Annotated in this window: 22 protein-coding genes and 1 pseudogene; 19 read left to right on the top strand and 4 right to left on the bottom strand. The window is 61.1% G+C overall.

The window, feature by feature from the left end; translation table 11 throughout:
* Window positions 1-93 precede the first annotated feature (93 nt).
* Window positions 94-996, bottom strand: a complete 903-nt coding sequence (locus tag FQ755_RS23210; RefSeq protein WP_222105775.1) for a LysR family transcriptional regulator — start codon at window positions 994-996, stop codon at window positions 94-96.
* Window positions 997-1587: 591 nt separating this feature from the next.
* On the opposite strand from FQ755_RS23210, the gene FQ755_RS23205 reads away from it, so the two are divergent.
* The 15 genes from FQ755_RS23205 (at window position 1588) to FQ755_RS23135 (ending at window position 19675) form a co-directional block, all read left to right on the top strand.
* The gene (locus tag FQ755_RS23205; RefSeq protein WP_144157357.1) at window positions 1588-2763 is read left to right on the top strand and encodes an MFS transporter; all 1176 of its coding nucleotides are present in this window, start codon (window positions 1588-1590) and stop codon (window positions 2761-2763) included.
* Window positions 2760-3980 (top strand): SGNH/GDSL hydrolase family protein, encoded by a 1221-nt coding sequence (locus FQ755_RS23200; protein ID WP_222105774.1) that lies wholly within the window; start codon window positions 2760-2762, stop codon window positions 3978-3980. The genes FQ755_RS23205 and FQ755_RS23200 overlap by 4 nt, the downstream gene beginning before the upstream one ends.
* 40 nt (window positions 3981-4020) lie before the next feature.
* Window positions 4021-5055, top strand: a complete 1035-nt coding sequence (locus FQ755_RS23195) for an aldo/keto reductase (RefSeq protein ID WP_144157356.1) — start codon at window positions 4021-4023, stop codon at window positions 5053-5055.
* 292 nt (window positions 5056-5347) lie between these two features.
* On the top strand, window positions 5348-5683 hold the full coding sequence (locus FQ755_RS23190) for a tyrosine-type recombinase/integrase (RefSeq protein WP_186308632.1): 336 nt from the start codon (window positions 5348-5350) through the stop codon (window positions 5681-5683).
* A gap of 829 nt (window positions 5684-6512) precedes the next feature.
* Window positions 6513-6893 (top strand): lytic transglycosylase domain-containing protein, encoded by a 381-nt coding sequence (locus tag FQ755_RS23185; RefSeq protein WP_260858811.1) that lies wholly within the window; start codon window positions 6513-6515, stop codon window positions 6891-6893.
* Window positions 6894-7240: 347 nt separating this feature from the next.
* Window positions 7241-7522 carry a toxin co-regulated pilus biosynthesis Q family protein gene (locus FQ755_RS23180; RefSeq protein WP_186308631.1) on the top strand — a complete coding sequence of 94 codons (282 nt, stop codon included), beginning with the start codon at window positions 7241-7243 and terminating at the stop codon, window positions 7520-7522.
* A complete protein-coding gene (locus FQ755_RS23175; RefSeq protein ID WP_144157352.1) occupies window positions 7519-9285 on the top strand; it encodes a secretin N-terminal domain-containing protein in 1767 nt (588 codons plus the stop codon). The genes FQ755_RS23180 and FQ755_RS23175 overlap by 4 nt, the downstream gene beginning before the upstream one ends.
* Before the next feature lie 11 nt (window positions 9286-9296).
* Window positions 9297-9860, top strand: coding sequence for a type IV pilus biogenesis protein PilP (gene pilP, locus FQ755_RS23170; RefSeq protein WP_144157351.1), 564 nt, complete (start codon window positions 9297-9299; stop codon window positions 9858-9860).
* 1 nt (window position 9861) lies between these two features.
* On the top strand, window positions 9862-11157 hold the full coding sequence (gene pilO2, locus FQ755_RS23165; RefSeq protein ID WP_144157350.1) for a type 4b pilus protein PilO2: 1296 nt from the start codon (window positions 9862-9864) through the stop codon (window positions 11155-11157).
* A complete protein-coding gene (locus tag FQ755_RS23160; protein WP_260858810.1) occupies window positions 11154-12938 on the top strand; it encodes a GspE/PulE family protein in 1785 nt (594 codons plus the stop codon). Before pilO2 ends, FQ755_RS23160 begins: the two co-directional genes overlap by 4 nt.
* Window positions 12935-13990, top strand: coding sequence for a type II secretion system F family protein (locus FQ755_RS23155; protein WP_260858809.1), 1056 nt, complete (start codon window positions 12935-12937; stop codon window positions 13988-13990). The genes FQ755_RS23160 and FQ755_RS23155 overlap by 4 nt, the downstream gene beginning before the upstream one ends.
* Window positions 13991-14032: 42 nt before the next feature.
* Complete coding sequence (locus FQ755_RS23150) at window positions 14033-14533, top strand: type 4 pilus major pilin (RefSeq protein WP_144157349.1); 501 nt, start codon at window positions 14033-14035, stop codon at window positions 14531-14533.
* Window positions 14534-14585: 52 nt separating this feature from the next.
* Window positions 14586-15065, top strand: a complete 480-nt coding sequence (locus FQ755_RS23145; protein ID WP_144157348.1) for a hypothetical protein — start codon at window positions 14586-14588, stop codon at window positions 15063-15065.
* Between the two features lie 10 nt (window positions 15066-15075).
* Window positions 15076-16368 (top strand): shufflon system plasmid conjugative transfer pilus tip adhesin PilV, encoded by a 1293-nt coding sequence (gene pilV, locus FQ755_RS23140; RefSeq protein ID WP_144157347.1) that lies wholly within the window; start codon window positions 15076-15078, stop codon window positions 16366-16368.
* A 2902-nt stretch (window positions 16369-19270) separates the two neighbouring features.
* Window positions 19271-19675 carry a hypothetical protein gene (locus FQ755_RS23135; protein ID WP_144157346.1) on the top strand — a complete coding sequence of 135 codons (405 nt, stop codon included), beginning with the start codon at window positions 19271-19273 and terminating at the stop codon, window positions 19673-19675.
* A gap of 715 nt (window positions 19676-20390) precedes the next feature.
* Here FQ755_RS23135 and FQ755_RS23130 read toward each other — a convergent pair.
* Complete coding sequence (locus tag FQ755_RS23130; protein WP_144157345.1) at window positions 20391-20618, bottom strand: hypothetical protein; 228 nt, start codon at window positions 20616-20618, stop codon at window positions 20391-20393.
* Between the two features lie 191 nt (window positions 20619-20809).
* Here FQ755_RS23130 and FQ755_RS23125 point away from each other — a divergent pair, with 191 nt between their 5' ends.
* Window positions 20810-21763: an IS5 family transposase gene (locus FQ755_RS23125; RefSeq protein WP_144157383.1), complete on the top strand. Its 954-nt coding sequence runs from the start codon at window positions 20810-20812 to the stop codon at window positions 21761-21763.
* Window positions 21764-21835: 72 nt separating this feature from the next.
* Here FQ755_RS23125 and FQ755_RS23120 read toward each other — a convergent pair whose 3' ends face one another.
* Window positions 21836-22402, bottom strand: coding sequence for a DUF2971 domain-containing protein (locus FQ755_RS23120; RefSeq protein ID WP_144157344.1), 567 nt, complete (start codon window positions 22400-22402; stop codon window positions 21836-21838).
* Window positions 22403-22644: 242 nt separating this feature from the next.
* Between FQ755_RS23120 and FQ755_RS23115 the strand changes: the two genes are divergently transcribed.
* Window positions 22645-23226, top strand: coding sequence for a hypothetical protein (locus FQ755_RS23115; protein WP_144157343.1), 582 nt, complete (start codon window positions 22645-22647; stop codon window positions 23224-23226).
* Between the two features lie 50 nt (window positions 23227-23276).
* Window positions 23277-23594 (top strand): annotated as a pseudogene (tnpA, locus tag FQ755_RS23110) (IS66-like element accessory protein TnpA); the annotation flags it as partial.
* Window positions 23595-23704: 110 nt separating this feature from the next.
* Here the strand turns inward: tnpA and FQ755_RS23105 are convergent.
* Window positions 23705-24253: a hypothetical protein gene (locus FQ755_RS23105; protein WP_260858808.1), complete on the bottom strand. Its 549-nt coding sequence runs from the start codon at window positions 24251-24253 to the stop codon at window positions 23705-23707.
* A gap of 31 nt (window positions 24254-24284) precedes the next feature.
* Here FQ755_RS23105 and FQ755_RS37840 point away from each other — a divergent pair.
* Window positions 24285-24467, top strand: a 183-nt coding sequence (locus tag FQ755_RS37840) for a hypothetical protein (RefSeq protein WP_222105776.1), incomplete at its 3' end; no start/stop codon positions are given.

Raw genomic sequence — 24467 nt, 5'->3', positions numbered from 1 at the left:
CGGAGTCAGAACTGGCACGCAACGACCTTGCAGCCGGTCTGGCTCATCATTGCCGATAAAAATGCGCGGCCAGCCGCTTTGTCGTGCCTGTCTTCATTCGACCCGACCTTCAGCGGTAAGGTAGTCCAGGAACACGCGGATACGCGCGGGGAGTTGGCTGGACTTGCCAGCGTAGACGGCGTGAAAAGGTTCACGCTTTACCGGAAGCAAGTCGGGTAACAACGGCACAAGACGGCCTGCGGCAAGATCCTTCCTGATAGTAAATTCAGCAATCCGCGCAGGCGCCACACCTGCTAACGCCAGTCGCCGGATTCCTTCTCCATCACTCACTCTTACCCGTTCGAGGATAGACTCGGTGGGCCGAAGCCACTCTCCACCGGCACGCTCATAGGCGAATCCCAGTCGATCGACCGCAACGAGATCTTCCACACTCGCCGGCATCCCATGCTGCTCGATCCATAGAGGAGACGCAACCACAATCAGGCGCGTATTCCCCAGTGAACGAGCGATCAGATTGGATGCCGGGAGTTCGCCCGCACGAATCGCGATGTCTGTGCCTTCTTTAAGCAGGTCAACCACCATATCACTCTGGGTAATGTCGATGCTGACCTCGTGATACTGGCTCAGAAACTTCGGCAGGATATCCGCCAACATATGCGCGACATAGCTTGCCGAACTGCTTACACGTATGCGACCTGACGCGAGCTTCGTGCCGCTTGCCTCGTGTTCCGCGACTTCGATATCGGCAAGGATGCGAAGCACACGGGTGTGGAACAGTTCGCCCTCGAGCGTGAGACCGATGTGGCGGGTCGAGCGACGCAAAAGCGCGACGCCAAGTCTGCGCTCGAGCCGGGTCATTAACTTGCTGACCCCGGACGGGGACAAGCCGAGCACACGCCCCGCTTGAGAAAAGTCGCCGTGTTCGACGACACTCGTGAACACCACCATCTCGTCGGTTCGGTTCGACTCGAGTCGCATTCCCAGTCTTTTGTTCATAGTTCTTGTGCCCACGGAGGATCTAATATTATAGAACTGCCTGTGATTATAATGGGCTTGTCAAAAAGATAGAATTTAGAATCGCAAGACTATGCGAATCGAATTGATCATGGTGGCGTGTTAAGCTTTACACGTCCATGCAGATAATCAAAGCGGTATTGATGGAAACCGCCCGTACCGGGGGATTGGATAATATTCTGAAGTCGTTTCAAGAGATTTTTAGCCTGCATATTTCTGGAGAGCCCTGTTTGCCCTGGGGGGCGATCGAAGGCCTGTTCACATTACGCAAATTTCCCGTCCCTTTGGAAATGGGTGCCGGTCTATAAGCAGTTTCATGTAGTCCGCGCCGAATATCCCGACCGGGTAAGAGAGCGTGCCTGTTTCCTCGAATGGACGGCCGGCTCGCAGCCCGCATGAATGTGGGCATGGCTATCTCTCGAGTCGCCACCGCTTTCGCATGAGGAGCGAGCTGTGCTTTGTACGTCCGCATCGCGCTCGCTTTTTCCAGGCTTCCCCGCAATAGAAATGGAGGAAATAATATTTGCAGTCTGAATTTCGCCGTCATTTTATGAAATTTACAGAGTTAATTGCATGTTAAAACTTCCTATATCTCTCCTTTCTCTCACGGTCGGGGCTTTCGGGATTGGCGTTACCGAATTCATCATTATGGGATTGTTACCCGAAGTCGGGGCCAGTTTTGCTGTCTCTACGAGTGCAGCGGGCCTGCTTATATCCGGCTACGCTCTTGGTGTCGTGGTGGGCGCTCCGTTGATTACGGTTGCGACCGCGCGTTGGCCCCATAAGCGCACGTTATTGACCATGATGGTGATCTTCGTCATCGGCAACATTGCCTGTGCAACTGCGCCAACCTATGGGCTCATGATGGCCGCGCGTGTTCTGACCGCGTTTGCACATGGCACTTTTTTCGGGGTCGGCTCCGTTGTGGCAACACGGCTCGTGGAACCTGAACGCCGCGCATCGGCAATCGCCATTATGTTTACCGGGCTAACCGTCGCAAATATTCTTGGTGTCCCGTTCGGAACCTGGATCGGACAACATGCCGGATGGCGGGCCACCTTCTGGATCGTGGCCGCGATCGGGGGCGTTGCTTTCGTAGTCATCGCATGGCTGATTCCGAGGGATCGCGACAGCGTCGTGAATTTCGATCTGGGCGCTGACCTTCGAGCGCTTGCACGACCGGCGGTATTGCTGGGGCTCGCTACGACTGTGCTGGGTTACGCCGGGGTGTTTGCGGTCTTCACCTATATCGCGCCGATTCTCACGCAGATCAGTGGCTTCAGCGAGCAGGCAATTTCGTCGATCTTGCTCCTGTTCGGAGGCGGTCTGGTGATCGGCAACCTTGCAGGCGGCCGGCTGGCAGATCGTGCATTGATTCCTGCCATTTTTGGCGTACTGGCGCTTCTGCTCGTCGTTTTGCTTGCCAGTGGCCCGCTCCTCGGTTCGAGAGCCGGAGCCCTGTTCACGATGGTGGCCCTTGGATTCGCGGCTTTTTCGACGGTGGCGCCGCTTCAGATGTGGGTACTTCGAAACGCGCAAGGTGCAGGAGAGGGTCTGGCATCGAGTTTCAATATCGCTGCCTTTAACCTCGGCAACGCCATTGGTGCGTGGGCCGGTGGACTGGCTTTAGATCGGGTGGGACTGTTCTCCATTACCTGGTTCGCGGCGATCTTTCCACTGTGCGCAATAGCTGTCGCGGCAATTGCTGTACGCCTGCCCCCACCAAGCATGGAGAAGCAATTCGTATGAGTGACAGTATTGATGTAACCAGAGCCGCCGGGCCGGCGATGTCGAATAATCGATGGATCCCCGCATGGATCGCCAGCCCACAACCCGTATGGGCCGACGAATACCCGCTCGCGGCCGACCTTCCGGCTGATCTGCGCGACGTCACCATACGGCAAATCGTCCGCGTAGGGTACCCGGGCACTCGAATCCGGATCGTGATGAGTAACAGGTACGGGGAAAAAGCGGTGCGACTGGACGCAGTGCATGTCGCTCCCTCGGTGCGGGGCGCACAGATCGATGCAAGCCGGGACAGGGCCGTAACGTTTGGAGGGCGAGGATCTGCCGTCGTTCCGCCTGGCGCGAATCTTACGAGCGACCCAATCGCTTTGGCCGTGATGGAAAGTGACGACATTGCCATTTCCATACGGATCGTCGAGGCGCCCGAGATTGGTAGTTTTCACTGGGATGGGCGTCGCACGGGCTACGTTTTGCCCGGCGATCAGCTCTCGGTCGTTTCGCCAGCGGCGAGCGCGACCACCGAGCGCAGACTCTTCCTCGCCGGACTTCTTGTCGAGGCGATCGATTCGCGCGGAGTCGTTGTCGCATTCGGAGATTCAATCACGGATGGTGCCAGTGCGACCATCGACCGGGAAGTACGCTGGCCGGATTTTCTGGTCGGCAGAGCAGCGCAAAGAGGCCTCTCGGTCGTGAATGGCGGCATCTCCGGAGCGCGTTTGCTCAGTGACGGGATGTGTGCGAACGCACTCGCAAGGATCGACCGCGACGTGATCGCTCAGCCGGACGTCCGGGCACTCATTCTTCTTGTCGGCATCAACGACATCGCCTGGCCGGGTACGCCCTTTTCTCTGGGCGAGGCCCCAATGACATTTGACCGTATGGTTGTGGGCTATCGCGTGTTGGTCGCGCACGCGCATGCCGCCAATATCCGCGTGATCGGCTGCACGCTTCCGCCTTTTGCGGGTGCACTTCCCGATACCCCTATGGCAGCCACTTACTACAGCACAGAAAAAAACGAGTTGCGCTGCCGGATCAATGCGTGGATACGCGATAGCGGGACGTTCGATGCGACGATTGACTTCGATCGTCTGCTTGAGGACCCACAGCGCCCGGGGCATCTCCTGGCACGCTATGACGGAGGCGACCACCTTCATCCTGGCGACGAGGGCAATCGCGCAATGGCAAACGCGATTGATCTGGACATGCTCCTCTACAGCTAACTGTTCCTATTCTGCAAACCCTATCAACAAGGAGAAACATATGGAATATCGTCAACTTGGAGCATCGGGCCTGAAGGTGCCCGTACTGAGTTTCGGTGCAGGGACCTTCGGGGGCACCGGCCCGCTGTTCGGGGCGTGGGGCACAACTGAAGGCGACGAAGCCCGTCGTCTCGTGGATATCTGTCTGGAGGCGGGCGTCAACATGTTCGATACCGCCGACGTCTATTCGAACGGTGCGTCCGAAACCGTACTTGGCGAGGCGATCAAGGGGCGCCGGCAGGCAGTCCTGCTGTCCACGAAGATGAGCCTTCCAATGGGTGATGGTCCGAACGACGCAGGATCCTCGCGCATGCGGATCATCAGGTCAGTCGACGACGCACTCAAGCGTCTGCAAACGGATTACATCGACCTCCTCCAGTTGCATGCCTTCGATGCGAGCACGCCCGTAGACGAGGTGGTCTTCACGCTCGACCAGTTGGTACGGGAAGGTAAGCTAAGGTACACGGGCGTATCAAACTTTTCCGGCTGGCAGGTCATGAAGTCGCTCAGCGTCTCGGAACGTAATGGCTGGAACCGTTACGTCGCACATCAGGTTTACTATTCGCTGCTGGGCCGGGACTATGAATGGGAGTTGATGCCAATGGCCGCAGATCAGGGACTGGGTGCTTTGGTCTGGAGCCCGCTTGGGTGGGGGCGACTCACCGGTAAGGTTCGGCGCGGGCAGTCATTGCCGGAGGGCAGCCGTTTGCATGCGACGGCCTCCTTCGGGCCGCCCGTGGAAGACGAGCATCTCTATCGGGTAGTGGACGCTCTTGAAGTCGTCGCGGAAGAAACACGTAAAACCGTGCCGCAAGTCGCGATCAATTGGCTGATACAACGTCCGACCGTCTCTTCCGTCATTGTCGGCGCGAGGAATGAAGAACAGCTCATTCAAAATCTGGGCGCGGTGGGATGGACTTTAACCGCGGAACAGATGTCGACGCTTGATGCCGCAAGCAAGGTAACGGCCCCGTATCCCTATTTTCCCTATCGACGGCAGGAAGGCTTTGCGCGCCTCAATCCGCCGCTATGTTGATGACGAACTGCGAGGCGTGACGCTTAAGCGCTCGGGGGATTTTTCATGTTCTCGTTGAGATGTGAGCGTTGACATTTTCGTCCGGTCTACGGCTTTCAATGTTTGACGGCGAGATCGGCGCGTGGCTCGTGAGCGTCGTAAATGTTCAAGTGATCTGCTTCGACCTCAGCCGAACGGGCAGTCCGATGGACAATTGCCACATCGAGACGTTTACCACTCTCGAGCGTAATCAGGTCGAATCCCGCAGTCGCAGCAGTTTCTTGCATCTGCACGGCAAAGGACGGAGAGATGCGTGCCGCTGTGGACCAAAACTGCCGACGCGCTCAGGAAATGGATACGCGAGCGGGATTGGAGGACGGCGGCACTGCTGTTCACCAACTATCGCGGCGAGAGGCTGACTCGCAATGGCATTGACTACGTCTGGAAGAAAGCTGTTACGTGTGCGATGCACGACTGTCCGGGGCTGGCTACGAAACGCGTAACGCCTCACGTTATCCGGCATGCGATGCAGGCAGGCATCGACATCCGTGTCATCGCGTTGTGGCTGGGCCATGAGAGCGTTGACACGACGCACATCTACATGGAAGCAGATCTTACACACAAGGAAGAAGCACCGAGTCGGCTATAGCCCACCGGGCAGTGTACGCCCGCCTTCATGCGACGGACAAAGTCATGGCGTTCCTCGCGGACTTCTGATTATGCGCAACACGACGGCCGGAGTCGCATGCTATGAGCAACGTTCCGACCGTCGCTTCGGCTAATCTGGCGCTGTAGGTAATCGTCAATATCTGAAGCTTCAGATATTGACGAGTCCCGGTCAACCCCCTGCTTGTCGCGCGACCTTCTCTGCAGACATGACGGGCACGCCGGCGGCGCAGTGCCGGCGTATGAAAATCCGATCCCACCCGACACGCCATTTCGATCCTGGACTCCAACCGGCGCGCTGCACTGACGTGAGTGCTTCGTGACTAAAAATATTTTCTGGAATAGCGGGGAACGCCTGGGAACGCTGGGGAATCTGGTTGCGCGTTGTTGCGCCCGGCACGTACTTGCAAGCGTAGAAAACCTCGCCTAGAGTGGCACTACACAATCTGGTCCGGTCAACGTGCGATGCACGACCGAGTACGCGTTAGCGGCCCGAAGCACCGATGAAATCGAGGTGAGAGAACAGTACGGAGTGATGGGCCGTTCTACAGAATCTGTTTCTATGTAGTCCTTATCTGATCGAGAACGAAAGCAGTCGAACCCGCCGGGCCTGATGGCCTCGCGGGTTTTCTTTTTGTCACCACGAAAACGACATCGGTGCTTCGGCGCATTACCGATGGAGGCAGTGAGTGATGAATACGGCAGTGGGTAGCGTCTGGAAGACGTGGTGCAGCAGGTGGTCGCGCGCGGCGCGTATCGGGTTGGCGCCGGCAGTTGTGCTTGCGCTTTCGTGCCCGGTACACGCGGACTGCATGGATGACGCGGCTGCAGGCGAAGGGGTACCGCCCGTGCTGTTGCGCGCGGTTGCACAGCACGAGTCGGCGATGCGCAGCGACGCCGTTCATCGCAACGCGAACGGTAGCCTCGACATCGGTCTCATGCAGATCAATTCGGGCTGGCTACCCGTGCTGAAGCGCTACGGCATCGCGGCGCATGACCTGCTCGATCCGTGTGTCAATGCCTATGTCGGTGCATGGATCATCGAGTCCAACGTTGTGCGTTTCGGGGCGACGTGGAAGGCGGTCGGCGCGTACAACGCGTCGAGCCCCGACGGGCAGCTTCGATATGCCGATGCGGTGTATGGCGTACTGGTTCGCCAGTCCGCGCCGGCCAATGCGCCTGCGCGTTGGTAGGGGGCATGGTCATGGCCCACGCGACAGCGACCCTCACCCACCTCGTCCTGGCGACGCTGTGGATCTGCGCAGTTTCTCATGCGAACGCCCGCTCCCCGGCGGACATGCATGCGGCGGGCTGTACAGCCGCCGCCCCTGCCGCACCTCCGGCACCTCCCGCACCAAACGGAGCGTCATATGCGGCCGCTGCGGCGCCGGCCCCGTCTGCGCAGGCCCGTTGCCGAATGCACCGGCAGCACGACAGCGGCCGACACGACCGAGGCCACGCAAGCGCTGCGACTGCCGGCCGGCGCGAACCGTCCGGCGCACGGTCATCCATCACGGTGGACGCGAAGCAGCCGGTACCCGTGACGGCCGTATCGGCAGCGTCAGAGCCGGGCTTCGCATTGCAGGCCGGGCAGTCGCTTCAGGCACAACTCCAAAGCTGGGCGACGGACGCAGGCTGGACCGTTGTGTGGACGTCGCCCGATGACTGGGTGGTGCCGGGCGGGCAGCGCTACGCGGGGCCATTTGCTGATGCCGCCCGGCAGGTGATTGAGGCGCTGGCGCTCGATGGCGCGGACATTCGTGCTGATCTTTACATGGGCAACCGCACGCTGGTCGTTCACGTTGCAGGAGAGGACGAATGAACCTCCTTCTGTGTGCACGATCGGCTGGTGCGGCGGCGCTCGCCGCGGCCTGTGTGCTCGGCGGATGTGCGATTCCCGGGACACACCGGGAAGAGGCGCAGATTGGTGCTGATGCCCGCTCGACGGCGGCGAGTCAGCCGGCTTCGCGCCCCGTCGTGAGCGTCCACGAAGGGGCGTGGCTGATGGGGCAAAAGCTCGCCGCCAACGAGCCGCAACCGGCGATCTTCGATACGCATGTGGTGTTCAACGATAGCGCGCCGTCGCTTGAAAACGTGGCTGACTGGATCGCGCAAAGCGTTGGTGTGCGGGCGGTGGTCGACGCATCGGCACAGTCGTCGGCGGCGTCCTCGGCGTCCCTTTTGCGGCCGGGCGGCGGCCTGCGGACGAGCGCAACGGTCGTGGCACAGCCGGGACAGTCTGGTGTGCGCCCTGACGGGCTAACAGGGCCGCTGGCGCAACTTCCGGTCCTGCCGCAGGGTCTGGCGACCCGTCTGGATGCACTCCCGGTGCCGATGGCGGCCCAGACGATGGCGCCGGTATCACGCCCCTTACGTTATGAGGGCACGTTGCGCGGATTTCTCGACGTGGTGGACACGCGCTTTGGCGTGTGGTCGCACTACCGGGACGGCATCCTCAGCTTTTACCGGACGGAGACGCGCACCTTTACCGTCCCGAGTCTGCCCGATGCCTCCAGCATGTCGGGGTCGATCTCGACGGGGGACTCGGATAGCGGGCAGGGCTCGGGCAGCGCGTCCGGCCCGCAGTCTTCCGCAGGGGGCGGGTCGGGCGGCACGTTCACGCTGGGCGGAGGATCTGACAGCAGCTCGTCAGGCAGCGGTGGCCAGACGATCAGGCTGTCGGTGCAGGCGAGTCCCTGGGCGAATCTGGAGAAGACTGCGCTCGCGATTGCCGGGCCCGGCGCGCAGGTCGTGGCGGACAGCAACCTGGACGTCGTGACCGTGACGGGAACGCCGCCGCAGTGCGACCGGATTGCCGCGTGGATCAAGGGACTCAATGCGATCTTCAACCGGCAGATCGCGATCGACGTGCACGTCTATCAGGTGCAGCTGAACCAGGAAGACAACTACGGCGTCAACCTGGGCCTCGCCTATCAGAGCGCGGGCGGCCACACGGGCGTGACGGTGACGGGTGCCTCCATTCCCCTTGTGAGCAGCAACGCGTCGCCGATGACGCTCGGCGCGAGCATCCTGGGTGGCCGGCTGGGTGGCACACAGGTCGCGCTGCAGGCGCTCTCGACACTGGGCAATGTCTCGCAACTGGTGGCGCGCTCAGGGGTGACACAGAACGGCAAGCTGCTTGCGCTGCAGGCGGCGAAGCAGCAGGGCTATGTCGCCTCGACGCAGACCACGCTCGCCACGAGCGTTGGATCGTCCACCTCCATGCAGACGGCGACGCTCGTGCCCGGATTTACGAGCAGCTTCCTCCCACGGCTCGTTGGCGACCGGATCCTGATTGCCTTCGACATGACGCTCTCCGATCTGCTGGGTCTGCAGACCTTCACGTCCGGCACGGGCACGGGTGCCTCGAGCGTGCAGCTACCGACGATGCAGATCACGCGCTTCGAGCAGTCGGTGAGCCTGAGGCCCGGAGAAACACTGGTACTGACCGGCATGCGTCAGCAGTCCGACAGCGTGACGAACAACGGCATCGGATCGCCGTATATGGCGTTGCTCGGCGGAGGCGTGGATGCGCAGACGGGCGACACGATCATCGCAGTCGTCATCTCCGCGCGTCTGCTGTGAAGGGGCCCAAGATGATTTTCGCCAATACGAAGTGGTTCGCGGCGTTGCTGATGGTGCTATTGCCGGTAGCTGCCCACGAAGCCTGTGCTGCAGGTACAGATGCGCGGGCTTCCACGCCTTCCATCCCTTCCGCGGCTGTACAGGCGTTGCCAGCAGGTGCTGGCAACGTAGGCAGTACCGCGCCGTCAGTGACGGATGAACTGGCCGCGCTGCAAAGGGAAATTCCGGTACTCAGGGCCCGGGCCGAGATCGCGAAGCTGCAGGCCGACATCGCGACCGCGGCGGCTGCCGGGCAGTCCACCCAGCCCACCCAGCCAGCGCGCCCTGCGACGCAGGTGACAGGCGCGCACGCCGCGGCCGGCGCGCCGGAGCAGCAGATGGATGGGGCCGATGACCTGGGGCTCCTGTCGGTCGCGGCGTGGGAGGGCCACTACGTGGCCATGCTCCAGACGGGGGGACGCGGCATCGCCGTGAGCGAAGGGGACGTGCTCGACGGCGGGTGGCGGGTGGTGCACATCGACGGCACGAGTGTCGAACTCAGCCGGCGTGGCCAGGCCCGCAGGGTGGGGCTCTGACATGGCGGCGATCGTGAAGCTTCCTGGCGTGAAGGGCTCGTTCGCCGTCGGCCTGTCCTGGCGGCACGAGGAGTCGGTGCCAGGCCGCGGGTCGTTACATGCGCTTGCGGCGGCGAAGGGGCGGTGGGCGGTCATCCGTAAAACGAGCGCCGGCACTGTACAGGTGGGATTGTGCGACACCCCGGACGGCATGGAAAGCGGCAAAGGGATGCACGCACTCGCGGCGGTTGTCGCTGACCTGCGCCCGCAGCCCTGGATGGGTGTCTACCGGCTCGCTGAGAACCAGTACTGGTACATCGCGGTGCGTGACGCGCAGGAGGTCCTGCCCGATGGCGACCAGGTAGGCACGCTTGAGGAAATCTCGCGGGTACGGCAGCGCCATCTGGCTTACGGCGAATGGATACCCATCGAAGGGTCGATTGACGACCTGTGCGAGATGGCAATGACGGTGCCGGTGACGTCTGTCCTGCGCGATATGCGGCGCGGGCAGGGAACACCGGTCCTGCTGGCCGTCGCGTTCGTGTTGGGCATCGGCGTCGCGCTGGCGACGTGGCGGGGTCATGAACGCGCGATCGCGCAGCGGGCGTGGCTGGCGCGTCAGCATGCGCTTGCAGCCCGCGCGCCAGTACCTGAAGCGGCGCCGTGGAGGCATGAACCGAGGCCTTCGGCGGTTCTGGGCAGTTGCGGCAACGCGTGGCAGGTTCAGCCGCTCGCCACCGCGGGATGGACGCTCACGCGGTGGCGTTGTGAGCTCCAGGCTCACGAGGCGCAAGGGCTGCGGCTGACGACTTCCTGGACCCGTAGCGGTGGGCTGGCGAATGCCGCACCAGGCGTGCTCGCGCCAGACGCGCAGCATGCCAGTGCCTCGACGCTGGTCGACGTGTCGTTTGAGGTCGCGCCCGAAGTACTGCTGCATGCGGCCGATGCGCGCCGCGCGGTCTGGTCCTTCGCCCAGACATACGGACTGAGGCTCGAGCCTGAGAGCGCGCCTACCGTGGCCGTGCTGCCCGGTGCGACGCCAGGGCGAGTGCCCGCGGTCAATGCGTGGAGCGCGACGGCCTACCGCCTTACGCTGGATTCGCCGCCGTGGCCGGATTTGGGGAACGCGTTCGATGCAGTCCCGGGCTTGCGCATCAACCGGGTCGACTTTGATTTCGGCACGTTGCAGTGGACGGTCTCGGCCACGCTGTATGCGTGGCAGGAGGCAGCCGGCGCTGCTGTCCCCGGACGGGGTGCGCTGGCGGGCAAGGATGGAAAGTTCGCGGGTGGAGCGTTCGCGAACGGGGGGCAGCCATGAACCCGTTCGCCGCTGTCGCACAGGTGCTGTCCGGTCGGCGTCCGGGAGTTCTGTCCGGTTTCGCACGCAGCGCGTCACCCGTTCTGCCTTCCTTGCGCGAGCCGCCACTCGCCCTGCAGCCGCATGTCGTGTACGGGGAGACGGACGGGCATCCGTTTGCGCGTGGTGCGATGGCCCTTGGTCTGCTCACCTCAACGCAGATCCGCACGCTCTCGCGACGCCAGACAGAGAGCGGCATGCCGCTCGGGGAGGTCGCGGTCGAGGCGGGCGTGCTTACGCCAGAGCAGGTGCAGCAGATCACGCAGGCCTACCCGTTCACGGTCCACATCGATGCGCGACATGCGGGCAACCCACTTTTCCTGACCTGGCTGGAGGATCTGCACCACGCGGGCGTGGCGCCGGCCATCCACACAGTGACGGCCCAGGAGCTGGCGAGCCTGCGACACGACGAGGCGGCGGGGAGCGTTGCCGACGAGCGGAACCTGAACACGCTGAACCTCGCACGCAGGATCTTTACCGACAGCGCGGCGATGGGCGCAAGCGACATCCACATGCTCGTGCGCGACACGCATGCGCAGGTGCAGATCCGCGTGAAGGGAGACCTGAAGGTTGTCACGAACCTGAGCATGCGCCGGGAAGAGGGTGAAGCGCTGGTGCGTGCCACTTACACGGGCCTGTCGACGGTCAAGCAGTCCACCTACAACCCGCTCGACTTCCAGGACGCGCAGATCAGCGGCGAGGCGTTGCCCGATTCGGGCCTCTCGGGCGTGCGGATCATCCGCGGGCCGGCCTATCCGGTGGAAGCGGGCGGTGGCTTCATGGTGGCGCGGCTGCAGTACGGACAGCAGACGACCCGTGTACGGGCTCACCGCCCCGTGATGCAGACGCGTGCGCCAACGGCTCCGTCGGGCCACCTGCGGCTCCTGGAGATGGGTTACACGCCAGTCCAGGTGGAACTCATCGAGCGGCTCGTGCGGCGACCCATGGGCATCGTCGCCGTGACGGGGCCGACCGGCAGCGGCAAGACGACGACGCTGTACGAGTGCATGCGGCACCAGGCGCGGCTCTTCCCGCAGGTGCGCCAGGTCACGATCGAGAATCCGCCGGAATATCCGATGCCGTGGGCGATCCAGCTCTCGACGGAAAGCGAGAAGTTCTCCGCGATGCTGCGCATGGCGCTGCGGATGGATCCCGACATCCTGCTGCTCAGTGAGCTGCGCGCGGCGGAGGAGGCGATTGCCGCCGTGCAGGCGGCGATGACCGGGCACTTCGTGTGGACGACGCTGCACGTGACGGACCCGTACAAGACGGTTGACCGGCTGGAGACGCTCGATCACGTACGGCTTGCCCGCAAGGTGGTGTGCGACCACGAACTGCTCGTCGGGCTCATCGCGCAGCGCCTCGTGCCGCGCCTGTGTCCCCACTGCAGCCGGCCACTGGCGACCGCGGTGGATACGCTGCCCGCGTACATGGTGCAGGCGCTGCATTCGTGGGGCAACGTCTCCGCGATGCGTGTACGCGGGCGCGGTTGCACGCACTGTGACGGCGACGCGACGACCGGCAAGCGGGCAGTCGCGGAGATCGTGCTGACCGACGAGCAGTTCATGAGTGACTGCGTCACGCAGGGCGTACTCACGGCGCGCCGCAACCACCGTCGCAAGCCTGGTGTGGATCGGCCGATGATCGCGCATGCGATGGACCTGGTGCTGGCCGGTGTGGTCGACCCACGGGACGTGCAGCGCAGTGTGGACGACATCCCATTCGCCGGAGCCGAGCTGTGAGCGCGGGCCTCTCGTGGCGCATGCGGCGTCTGCTGTACGAGCAGGCATCGAGCCAGATCGAAAACGGCCGCACGCTCACCGAGGTGCTGGTGGATTTTCGGGACCGGCTGCAGCGTCGGGGCCGGGCGAAGGCCGCAGCGAGCGCGCACGACATCTACCGCAAGGTCCGCGACGGCAAGACCCTGATGGTGGCCATGGCGGGAAGTCTCACGGATCTCGAATACGCGGTGCTCGGATCGGGCGAGCGGGCAGGGCAACTGCCCCAGGCCATGCAGCTTGTTCTGGAGACGCGTGAGCGCATGGCGCGCATCCGCCGAAGGCTCTTGGCGAGCCTGTTTGCGCCCGCGGTGTACCTCGTGACGCTCTATGCGGTGCTCTTTTTTATCGGCGCGTTTGTGGTCCCGCAGTTCGCTACGGTACTGCCGCGCGAGCGCTGGACGGGCTGGGCGTACGCGCTCTATGTGATGGGGCAGGTTGCCGCCGGCTGGTTTGCGCCGATGGGCGTCGCGCTGCTTGCCGGCGTCATTGCGGCGGTGATCGGGTCGCTGCCGCGCTGGACCGGCGAGGCAGGTATTGCGGGACGGCGCCGCCTGGACGCGCACGTCTTCCCGTACACGGTCTATCGGGAAGTGACGGGCTTCGCGTGGCTGCTGTCATTTGTCACGTTGCTGCGCGCGGGCGTGACGGATAGCGAGGCGCTGGCAGGCCAGATCCGCACCGCCTCGCCGTGGCTTGCATCTCGGTTGCGCCCGGTCGTGGCGGGTCTGAGAAACGGACTGGACATGGCGGCCGCCATGCGTCTGTCGGGCTACGGATTCCCGTCTGAGGACCTGATTGACGAGATCGGCGCGTACGTCGGGTTCGCTGACTTTCCCCAAAAGATTGAACAGGTCGCACGCGGGTATGCGGACGTGCTCGAGCGGCGCCTGATGGTCAGGGCGATGGTGGTCTCGGCCGCCTTCTCCGGGCTGATGTTTCTGTCGTTCGTCGTGCTGCAGCTCGGCGCCAATTCAATCTCATCGATTCTCGCGTCGTCGATGGGGGCGTTCTGACAGGCATGGACGCGCACGTACGTCATTTCAGAGGAGAGGGTCATGGACGGGATTCTGGGCAGGATTGTGGCGATTGTGCTGGGGCTGCTGGCGCTCTCGGGAGTCAGTTACGCGGCGTACAAGGGGTTTTCGGGTAGCAAGGCAAGCCAGCTGTCAGGCGACATCGCGCAGATCATCACGCAGGCGCGTGCCCAGTCGGCGCAGGGCAGTGACGGATACACGAGCTTTACGACGGGCAATGAAGGCGCGCTCATCACGGCGGGCATTTTCCCCGGCGACATGGTGCGCAACGGCACGGTTGTGGATCCGTGGGGCAACAACGTGTCGCTCACATCCGACGGCAATGCGACTGAAGGCGTGCTAACCGTTGGCGGCGGAGGCTCCGAGACGGCCGATCAATGCACGAACGTTGTGACGGGCCTGAAGGACTACGTGAGTCTCGCGGTCGGGGGGACGACCTTCACGCAGGCCACCCCCCCGGACTCGGTGTCGGCCGCGAACGCGTGTGCAGCCGGGCTCAGCATTACGGTGACTTTTCAATGAGCCTGAGATTTAGGACTACTACAGGAATATCAAGGCAACTGAAGAGGCAACCATGACTTTCATGATTCTGCCGCTAGTGGCGGTCCTGTTCTTTGTGGGACTCGCCGCGCAGGCGGCCGGGTTTGCAGAGGCGCTGCCCGGCGCGGGCGTGGCCGGTCGCATGCAGAGCGCCGCCACCGTGTCGGCGCATCGAGCAGAGGTCTTTGCCGGCGCATGCGTCGAGGCGGCACTCGAGGCGCCGGGCGTGATCGCGGCGACGCTCCCCGTGCCACTGCCCGCAGGCGTGATCGCCCCCGTCGGCGCTGGCTGCATCACGACGGCGGGAGCGACAGGCGGGCGCAATGTCTATGCGGTGGTACCGGCCGTGCCGGGCGCCGCCGGACAGGTGATGAGTGACACGCAGGGCAGTGCGGCCTGGCTGAGGGTGGAGGAGGCCGGACTGGCGTTCGATCTGGTGACGGGTGTTGCAGTGGATGTTCCGGCGACGTTGACGCCGGGCGCGCTGCTCGCCTGGACCCTGGTCGAGCAGTGAAGGGCGCCCGATGGACGCCATCGTCGGTTACATCGTCGCGCTCGCGCTGTCGGTGCTGGGCGCAGCAGGCTTTGCAGCGTGGGCACGCGTCGGCGTAACCAATGTGCAGACCGCGGCGGCGGCGGGGCAACTGTTGCTCGTTGACAAGGCTGCGCAGCAGTATGTGCAGGACAACAGTGCCGTCATTGCGCAGACGGCGACCGCCGCAACGCCGGCGACCATCACACCGCAGATGCTCGTGTCGGCAGGCTATCTGCCGGCGGGCTTTTCGCCGACGAACCTGTTCGGACAGACCTGGCTGCTGCAGGTGTTGCAGCCGGTAGCGGGCCAGTTGCAGTCGCTGGTGACCTCGCAAGGAGGCCGCGCGATTTCGGACACGAAGGAACTGGTGCAGATCGCGGCGCAGGCGGGGGCGCAGGGCGGATTCGTACCGTATGCAAACCAGGGGGGCGACACGACGATGAGCACGGCGAACGCCTACGGTGCCTATGGCGGATGGCGTGTGCCGCTTGTGGGTTATACGAATCCGGGCAGTGGACATCTCGCCTCGCTGCTTGCATTTACCGGAGCGCAGGCCAATGGCAGCTACCTGTACCGTGTACAGATACCAGGTCAACCGCAGCTGAATGCGATGCAGACGGATCTCGGCATGACCGATAGCGGTGGCACAGCTCATAACATTACGGGCGCCGCGACGGTACAGGGCGACCAGGCGATCCTCGCCGGAGGTCCGAGCGGCAGCCTGAACGTGGGCGCGGCGCAGTTCTATGGCGACACCGCAAACGCGGCGGTGCGCCAGCCGGGCGGGCTGTATATCCAGACGCCGGGCGGAGCGGGTCCGGCGGATCTGAGTGAGGTCAACAACATCAACGCGAGCGGTACGGTCAGCGCGCCGATACTGAATTTCAATACAGCACCGGCGACTTGCGCCTGGGGCCAGGCAACGGTGCGGGGCGACAACGTTCTCTATATCTGCAACCAGTGGGGCAACTGGGTGCTCGCGAGCCAGATGATCGGCAATGTGCTCACCGCTGCCAGATACCTGAACGAGCCCGATGGCGGTGCTGTCGGCAAGCCGACCTGCACGGGAGGAACAGCGACGGCGGCGATCATTCCTCAAACGACAGGCGAGAACGTGGCGGCCGATCCACCGTGGGAAAGCACCATATACCGCCTCGTTGATGAAGGGACGTGGTGGTACGTGCAGATCACGCTCTACGACCCGTATGGCAACGCGTATTCGGGCGGCAACCTGAACCTGAGCGCGGAGGTGGATACGCAATGCCAGTACGCAAACACATGAACCGCATATGGCGGGCGGTGCAGGCAAACCTGCGAGCGTTTGCGGCTGTGCCGACGCGTGCGCAGCAACGCAACGCTTTTTGTAGAGGCAATCGATGAAAGGCGGATTGATTATGAAGGGCAGATTGACGCTTCTTTCGATAGGTGCCATTGCAGGATGCTGTTTCGCGTTCCTGTCGGCGCCGGTGCGCGCACAGGTGTACGGTAGCACGCCCGATGGACAGATGGGTTATGTCAGTACACCTAATCCTGTCGCGCCGAATTGTAACGCTCCATTGATATGGACGCTTAGCGGCGGGCATTACACATGCGGGTCCCCACCGCCGCCGCCGCCACCACCACCGCCTCCCGTAAATCCGGGCCAGTCGCTTCTGGAAATCTGCACTCTCGCTGTGCAGGGAGTGTCGGGCTACACGGATTTCCATCTGGAGGGAAGCTCGGAGATCGTGAAACTGCCCGCAGATGCAGCGTGGTACTGGTCGGCGGTTGGCCCCGGATACGCGACAGGCAATTGTGGCGACAGCACGGGTGACGTCTATTACGTGGTTTGTGGCGTCGATCCCGCGAGCGGGAGCATCAACTTCCTCCAGGCATCTCCGGCTGGAGGTTCGGGACAATGTCACTAGAAGCGGTTCGTTCGTTCGGGGCGGGGAGGGTTTGAATGTATGCGATCGATTAACGACGCCCTGCCTGCAGGGGATGAGATGTCCGGGAAAGGTGTCCACCAAAATTGAATTTCCTGGGCGGGTCGTTACAACACGGTAGGAGAGGGCGAGACCTTGGGGCTCACCGGGGCCAACGGACAACGCGTATACGTGGAAGGGGTAAATGGGTCATTTCGTCCGGTGCACAGCGCGTGGACCGCACAACTGTTTTCTGTCGATCGGTCCGGCAACGTCGTTGCGAGTGACGATGTAAATGGCCTGAGCGTAACCACGAATACGTTGAATCTGAATTCGGGAGCGGCCAATTGCTCATGGAACGTGGTGGTACACGCAGTTCACGTTGATTGATGCGAACGGGACCGGATATACCGGAAGTGCGCTGCGCCTAAGCGCTGAGATTGACACTCAATGTCAGTTCAGTGATGAATAGAAGGAGAAGAAGCAATGGCCGGACGACTTTCAGCGATCTATCCTGGTGCGGTACTCCTTGCCATACTGGCGCCAACGGTTGTATGCGCGCAGGTATGGGCAACGGGGCCAAACGGGGTGATGGGCTATATCAGCGCGCCAGTGCCGATTTCACCGAATTGTGTGCCGCCGGCGATCTGGATGCAGCAACCGAACGGGGCATACACCTGCGGGGTGCCGGCACCCCCACCGCCTCCGCCACCACCACCGGCGAACACGCCTCCGCCACCCGCAATCCCATTAGATCAAACCTGCGCTGCCTCCCTGGGCATCAGCCTGAGACTGTTCGACGGCGAATTCACCCAGACGAGCGCGAATACGTTTCAGTTCGGGCCCAACCTCGATCAGTCGTGCGGGGACGTAGAAACGGATATTTGCACTGTCACTAATGGAGTGGCCAATATCCAGAAAAGCGAACAATTTTTAGGTACCTGCAATCAGGGAGGGCATTAAAACGGTACGCTGAAAAGGCGCCCGCGAACAGCCGTACGCTTTGGTCACCGCAGTCCAGTACGGACCTGGTTCGCTCCGGTGGTGAAACTCCATGTTGAATTGATTGGGGTATCGTCACGTGCATCGCTGAAAACTACGGTGCATAGCGTGTTGGCGGTTAATGGTACCGGTAGCAGCAGAAACGCCACACCGGGATACAGACTTGAGTTCAAATCAGCGGTGACCCCAGTGGACGGTCCTTGTAGCGCAGCGGATGGCACGACGATTCGGAAGCCGCGGGAATTCCGCTTTCGGTCGTGAGCGTCAAGCTGCCAACGGTAAGTTCGTCCCCAGCGCTTGCGGCGCTAACTGGCGAAGCAAGGGTATGTGGCAGCGGGTGGCGGATGCTTTGGCAGGCGAGACGGAAGGGGGCTGTTCGTATAGGGGAGTTTGCTCCGCGCCTTCCGATTCGATTGTCGCGGCGGTGGCGGAATTTGCGGACCTGGATGCGCGTGCCGCGAAGATTGCACCCGCGCGCAAACCGGTCGTAAGCAAGCGAGTAATGACGTGGGACGTGGGACTGGATTCAGGAAAGTATCAAGCTCAGGCGCGGCCGGACCGGTGCAAAGCCAGAGGCCGTGCGCCATTGGGCATTCGAACGGCTTGCGCGACACCCGAGGACGAACTGCACGACCTCTTTCCAGTAACTGGGACCGTAGCGCGCGTGGCGCACCTGGCAGGGAAAATCCGTCTTGCCGGAGTCAGTTTCCGGTCTGACGAAGGACCAACGCCCCTCGCTGGATCCCGAGGCTTTCGAGCGTGTTTCGCCGCATGCAAAGCGGGCAGATAAAGTAGATCCCGAAATCGTCGATAGCAGGATCAACCCGGTTTGCAGGGATCGATTGATGGCAACGGATGCACTTCCACATGGCAGTACCCCGGTCGGTGATACACGGTAGCAGCATAGACCATGAGGGCATTTTCGCCAGGAGAGAAGGCATATTCCGACGGGGTGTCTTGCGGCCACAACCGTTTCCAATGCCCGTATGCCAGCAGGAAGCGAGGCGCTCGGTTGACGGGCCGTGAACCGGATCCTGTGGCGTAGTGGTCGGGCCTCGGTTGTCGAGCCGGCGGTCGATTCTCCTGGATACAGAACGGTGCCCGCCACGCCACGCTCCGGGAGGATTTCGCCATCAGATCCGGTTGGTCGGCATTCAGTGCAATGCCACTTTCGCGTCAGATACGGAAAGCCGTTTTGCGTGACGAGACAGCTATGGACATTCGGCGCGTGTGTACTAATATGATTGAAGCGTTCCCTGCAGAAGAGAGAGGCATGCGATGCATCCCGTGCTTGAAAGAACTTTCGGTGGCCTGTCGCGCGAGTATTACGTGCGGCAATTTCTGTTTGGACTGATCATCCCGGCGGTGATAGCGCGCGTGTTTATCGAGCACCCTACGCATCTTCCGTTCTGGATGATCTGCCTGCTGGTCGTGAACTCGCTGCTGTATCCCTATGCGCGTTTTGCCTTTGAGTGTGTCGCAGGTTTTCTGTTCGGACGCACGGTCGTGGCAGTACCGTTGCTGGTGCTGCTCGTCGTGAAGGCGGGTATCATGGCGCTGTGCTGGGGATATGCGATTTTCATCGCACCCGTCACGCTCGCCTGCCTGTATTTTCTGCACGGCCGTGGCGACCCGGCGCGCTGGCAGACCCGCTATGGTAGTAACGCGAAAGGCGGGGCGTGAGTGGGGCGCAGTACCTCACGGCTGCTTTCGCACAACCCGCCTGACGGCTGGTGAGCAGATGAAGCCGGCTGATCATGAGACTCCCGCAGGCCGGGCAATGATTGGCCAACAGAACCTGCCTTATTTCGCGCCATCACCCGCGATCAAAGATTTCAGTAGCGTACGTCGCAAGGTCCGGCAGACAGAACAGCGGTGCAACGACGGCGTCATCGTTGGGGGCGGACTTCGCTAATACGTCGGATTCACGTGCCAACGATAACGTGCTGTTGGTTGCAGGGCATCCGCGGGAGCAACGAACCGCCGGAGTTCGCAAAAGTGCTAAGACCCGCGGGTGCAGTTTCTCGTGTTCGACGAGACGGAAACCAGTCCAAACGAAGACTATCTGCGGTTTACCCATCGAAGGCCCTGGCTTGCATCGGCCCGTTCAATTGCGGTCGTGGTTGACGCGATCGACCCAGTGCTGCCGTTCGTCCGAAGTCACATCAAGGACGGTTTAAGAAAATATAGCGGTTGTTCGGGCGCCATTCGGCCTGCGAGGCATGCGGCTCCGTTGACATTTTGACTCCCTTTGGTGTGGAACTGCGACTAATGTCGCTTCGTCGCGTCTAGCGAGAGGTATCTCATCACTGCAAGCGCAATATCAACATTCGCAATGCGGCCGCAGTGAAGAGCGATTTCTCGGCGCGACCGCCGATGGTGGTAAGAGCAGTTACTATTATCGAACCGAAACTTTGAAACCTGCGCCTAGAGTGAAACTGACGTTCTTCAACTCAACGTGAGGTGCACACGCACGAACAATACCTTCGACTTTGTTTGCAACGTTAGGGCTGACCTTTGATCCAAAGATGACTTCTTTCACTGCATTTACGGGAACGGAAAAAAGGTGGATTTTAGTCCCGTTGACGTCACGCGTTTCGTCAGCTTGTACCAAGTACTTGATCATGCGCCATTCACGTTCATATGCCCACCGCGGCGTCTTTGTGAAGTAGACTTCTCTAGGGATATCCAATTTTTTTCCCGGCTCCACGTAGACGACCGGAGTAGTCTCGGTATAGGAAGGTCTGCAAAAGTCCTGGCATTGCGTTGTTGCTGAGCTATCCTGGAAGCAGAGCGAATGAGGTAAGGAGCAAGATGATGACGCAGCTTGGTCTTGGTCTGGATCTGTCGACGAAGCGCACGCGCAAGCGGGAATTTCTCGATGAGATGCGACGCGTTGTGCCGTGGTCGAAGCTGATTGCGCTGATCGAGCCGCACTATCCCACGGGAAGAACCGGTCGGCCGCCGTTCCCGATTGCAACGATGCTGCAGATTCATTTCATGCAGCAATGGTTTGGTCTGTCGGACCCTGCTATGGAAGAGGCGCTCTATGACGTACCGCTTTATCGCGAGTTCGCGGGTCTCGACGGCGGGATGGTTCGCTTGCCGGATGAAAGCACGATTCTCCGGTTCCGCCACCTGCTGGAAACGCACGGACTGGCGGTGCAAATGCTGGCACTGGTCAATGAAATCCTCACGGAGAAAGGCCTAATGCTTAGGGCTGGGTCGGCAGTCGACGCCACCCTGATTGCCGCGCCCAGTTCCACAAAGAATGGCTCCGGCACGCGCGATCCGGAAATGCAATCGACGCAGAAGGGTGGCAACTGGTACTTCGGGATGAAAATGCATGTCGGCGTAGACGCCGACTCGGGCCTGGTCCATACGGTCATCGGAACGGCGGCCAATGTTCACGACATCACCATCGCCCAAGCGTTGCTGCATGGCGAAGAAACGGATGTGTACGCGGATGCCGGTTATCAGGGTATCGAAACACGTTGTAAGACCGACGCGGTTCATTGGCATGTGGCAATGCGACCGGCAAAGCGCAGGAAACTGGATCTGAGTGATCCGTTGGACGCGATCTACAATCAGATCGAACGCCTGAAGGCGGGTATTCGGGCCAAGGTCGAACACCCGTTTCGCATCCTCAAGCGACAGTTCGGTTACGTGAAGACCCGCTATCGTGGTTTGATGAAGAACACCGCCCAGATCACCACGCTGTTTGCTTTGGGCAATTTATGGATGGCGCGTAGAGCTTTGCGCAACGCTTGAAACACCGGGCCGATAAAAGGTCATATGTCTGGTTGGAGCGCTCCGGCGTGCGGAAAAACCGTGGCAATCAACTCAACAGCAAAATTCTGAAGGCCCGAGGCTGCGCTCGATGTAAAAGGTAACGTGGCAAAGGCGGGTTGTGCAGACCTTCCTATACAAGACATTCATTAGCTCGCCACAATTTCGAGGATCGTCCGGCTTTAGTTGGAAGAAATCGCTTTCAGAGTCAAGCCCGATAGCGAATCCGCGGTTGCTATCAGCGTAGTTCCCCCACATTACTTCGTTCTGGGGATCATCTGTCAGCGACAATACGCCCACGTTTGCATTCGTGACTGTCATAAACATATCGAAGATCTCTTCCCTCTTGGCGTCAGCGTCGAACCGCTGCATATGCTCGTCTGTTAGCTGGCGGCACATCTGCCACACTTCCTCAGAAGTCAAGTGCGGGTGCGCAATCTGGAGCTTCAAGTACGTGTGCTGTATGTTCCTGTTCACGATGTGTTTGTCATAACCAAGAGGGTCTCTCAGACGGATATCAGGAACCAGTTCGCGCATATCGTTGAGGTCTTCGGCAGGGGTAAAGCGAAACATAAAGTTTTCGAAAAAACGCTCGTTGGGGACGTATTTGTAGACAAGCATCGATTTCCTTATTGAAGAATGGTCAGCGTGCGGTCCTCGGGAGGTTCGGGCACGTCGTTCAAACAGATTTCCCCGCGAACCTTCGTCGGCTTCGCCTTGCTGTACTAGGGCTTAGGCATGTCCGCTCCTGCCGATCGAGATATTTTTGGGGTACTGCGGCCTTCAAGGCCAAACGTTTTCCTTGGGCCATTCTTTCGTTAAAGTGATGGCTTTTGCAACGCAGATGATAACCGGAAGAGCTTGTGGCGCACTTTGGATGGATCAACTGGAATCGACTGCACACTCAACAAGTGGCAGGTCTTCTACCTCATGGACGGGAAAGAGAGGCTTTAAAATTCCTTCACGGGCGCTCGTCACTATCTGTGCTTGCAGCCCGCGTTGCCGCGCAGAGTCCGGGTCTCGTAGTACAAACAGAATCTATTTGGGTGGATGGGACCCCTCAGACGACTTTCACTGACTCAGCGGGTAAGTTGGCGAACTGCGAACTTGCCGACCTTTTATTGATTGTCAGGAAGGAAGAGACGAATGGGACCTTGTTATCCGAACGCGCACTGCTGCTCCAAGCCAAGATCACGCCAAAATACAATCGACTAACGAGCGGGTCGTCTACAAAGCTTGAGCGGCGACTTTTTGAAAAATTTAATAGGCTTATACCTGTTCATTTGCATAGAGACACGGCGCGGACCAACCTTATTAATACTTACTTGCTGGGCGCTGGGGCGTTCGGGGCGGCAATCGGCCTGAACGACTGCGCTCGTTATCTTCTCGCGCCAAAAGGTGCATTGTGGAGCAATGCAAATCGCGCATTTCCACCTTATCAGTAAGCGGCTCGTCCCCACCGTCGTAGGCGGTTGCTGCGATACACAGCAAAGTGATGTCCATCATTTGCGATTTGATGGACATCACTTTGTCAGAGTCTCCAGAGAAGAAGCATGGAAGTCGAGCAGGCCGTCCGAATTACCCACGGGAGCTTCGGGACCGGCTGGCGGCAGCAGCGTGTGAGCCGGGCGTCTCGGTCGCGAGACTGGCCCGTGAGAATGGCATCAACGCGAACATGCTGTACACCTGGCGGCGGCGATATCTCGCCGAGCAGCAAGCTCCGTCTACCAGCCTCCTCCCGGTCGTACTGCTGAGTGACGCGCTGACGCAGGTCGTTGCGTCATCTTCGGGGGTTCCGCGTGTTGCCTCACGAAGGAATGTTACCCGACGGATTGTTGTCGTTTCGCTTTCCTTCTTCTTTTCTTTCGTGGTTTGCCGGGCGCGAAGCGCCCGGCCCCCGCTGACTTTCAACTTTTCTGCAGCTCACACTTCAACTGGCGTCTCGGCGGACTTGCGCAAGCTACCGAGCACCATCTCTTTCACGCGCTCGGCGCGCCATGCCTTGACCCGGCGCTGCAGCGTTCGTAGTTGCGCCTTGCTTGCATAGGCGTCCGGAACCATCGTCGCCAACCGGTCCATCAATTCATTGGCCGACACAGCGGGTTCGGCGATCAGCCACCCTTCGATAGCCGGCCACGCATCGGCGAACGGATCCACCCGGGTTTTCCACCAGTGCTTTGTTTTGGGTTGCTTCCGGTGTGTCGGACGTGCTTCCCCTTCCTTCCATGCCGAAGACAGGCTCGCGAGGAAGACAGCAACGTCTGATTCGCCAGCTGGCGCTGCTTCAGCGCGCACACCGTGGGCCGCGAACTCGCTCAATGTCTGCTGGGCCGTTCGCATCTCCTGCAACAGTCGCACAGGGTCGAGACTGTTGAACTGTGCCTGCAGCTTTTCCTTGATAGCCGGTTCGACGCTGTCGTGCGCCACAAGCCGATCGCACGGCGTCGCCGCCGCGAAGTAGACCTTGTGCACGCGTGCGCCGTCGCGCGTCTTGGACTTCAGCTTGAACGAAGGCTGGAAGAAGTTAATGTATAGCCGCGATGACGCGTATAGCTGCGCGATGCGTATTTCGGACGAACGTGACCGGCCGTTTCGGGATGGTGACCGGCGATTTCGGGAACGTGACCGGGCATTTCGGGCACGTGACCGAGCGGACCGGAAGGCAGGATTGGCGTTGCGCATGAGA

The sequence above is a fragment of the Paraburkholderia sp. BCC1885 genome, assembly GCF_900996235.1.
GTDB lineage: Bacteria > Pseudomonadota > Gammaproteobacteria > Burkholderiales > Burkholderiaceae > Paraburkholderia.
The sequence above is the reverse complement of the archived record's forward strand: the minus strand, read 5'-3'. Positions and strand labels throughout refer to the sequence as shown.

Bases quoted from the DNA above. Each gene is read 5' to 3' on its own strand.
- FQ755_RS23160 (WP_260858810.1), top strand. From the start codon at position 11,154: ATGAACCCGTTCGCCGCTGTCGCACAGGTGCTGTCCGGTCGGCGTCCG.
- FQ755_RS23120 (WP_144157344.1), bottom strand. From the start codon at position 22,402: ATGCTTGTCTACAAATACGTCCCCAACGAGCGTTTTTTCGAAAACTTT.
- FQ755_RS23200 (WP_222105774.1), top strand. From the start codon at position 2,760: ATGAGTGACAGTATTGATGTAACCAGAGCCGCCGGGCCGGCGATGTCG.
- FQ755_RS23175 (WP_144157352.1), top strand. From the start codon at position 7,519: ATGAACCTCCTTCTGTGTGCACGATCGGCTGGTGCGGCGGCGCTCGCC.
- FQ755_RS23205 (WP_144157357.1), top strand. From the start codon at position 1,588: ATGTTAAAACTTCCTATATCTCTCCTTTCTCTCACGGTCGGGGCTTTC.
- pilP (WP_144157351.1), top strand. From the start codon at position 9,297: ATGATTTTCGCCAATACGAAGTGGTTCGCGGCGTTGCTGATGGTGCTA.
- FQ755_RS23130 (WP_144157345.1), bottom strand. From the start codon at position 20,618: ATGATCAAGTACTTGGTACAAGCTGACGAAACGCGTGACGTCAACGGG.
- FQ755_RS23145 (WP_144157348.1), top strand. From the start codon at position 14,586: ATGACTTTCATGATTCTGCCGCTAGTGGCGGTCCTGTTCTTTGTGGGA.
- FQ755_RS23210 (WP_222105775.1), bottom strand. From the start codon at position 996: ATGAACAAAAGACTGGGAATGCGACTCGAGTCGAACCGAACCGACGAG.
- FQ755_RS23125 (WP_144157383.1), top strand. From the start codon at position 20,810: ATGACGCAGCTTGGTCTTGGTCTGGATCTGTCGACGAAGCGCACGCGC.
- FQ755_RS23135 (WP_144157346.1), top strand. From the start codon at position 19,271: ATGCATCCCGTGCTTGAAAGAACTTTCGGTGGCCTGTCGCGCGAGTAT.
- FQ755_RS23195 (WP_144157356.1), top strand. From the start codon at position 4,021: ATGGAATATCGTCAACTTGGAGCATCGGGCCTGAAGGTGCCCGTACTG.
- FQ755_RS23150 (WP_144157349.1), top strand. From the start codon at position 14,033: ATGGACGGGATTCTGGGCAGGATTGTGGCGATTGTGCTGGGGCTGCTG.
- pilV (WP_144157347.1), top strand. From the start codon at position 15,076: ATGGACGCCATCGTCGGTTACATCGTCGCGCTCGCGCTGTCGGTGCTG.
- pilO2 (WP_144157350.1), top strand. From the start codon at position 9,862: ATGGCGGCGATCGTGAAGCTTCCTGGCGTGAAGGGCTCGTTCGCCGTC.
- FQ755_RS23185 (WP_260858811.1), top strand. From the start codon at position 6,513: ATGGATGACGCGGCTGCAGGCGAAGGGGTACCGCCCGTGCTGTTGCGC.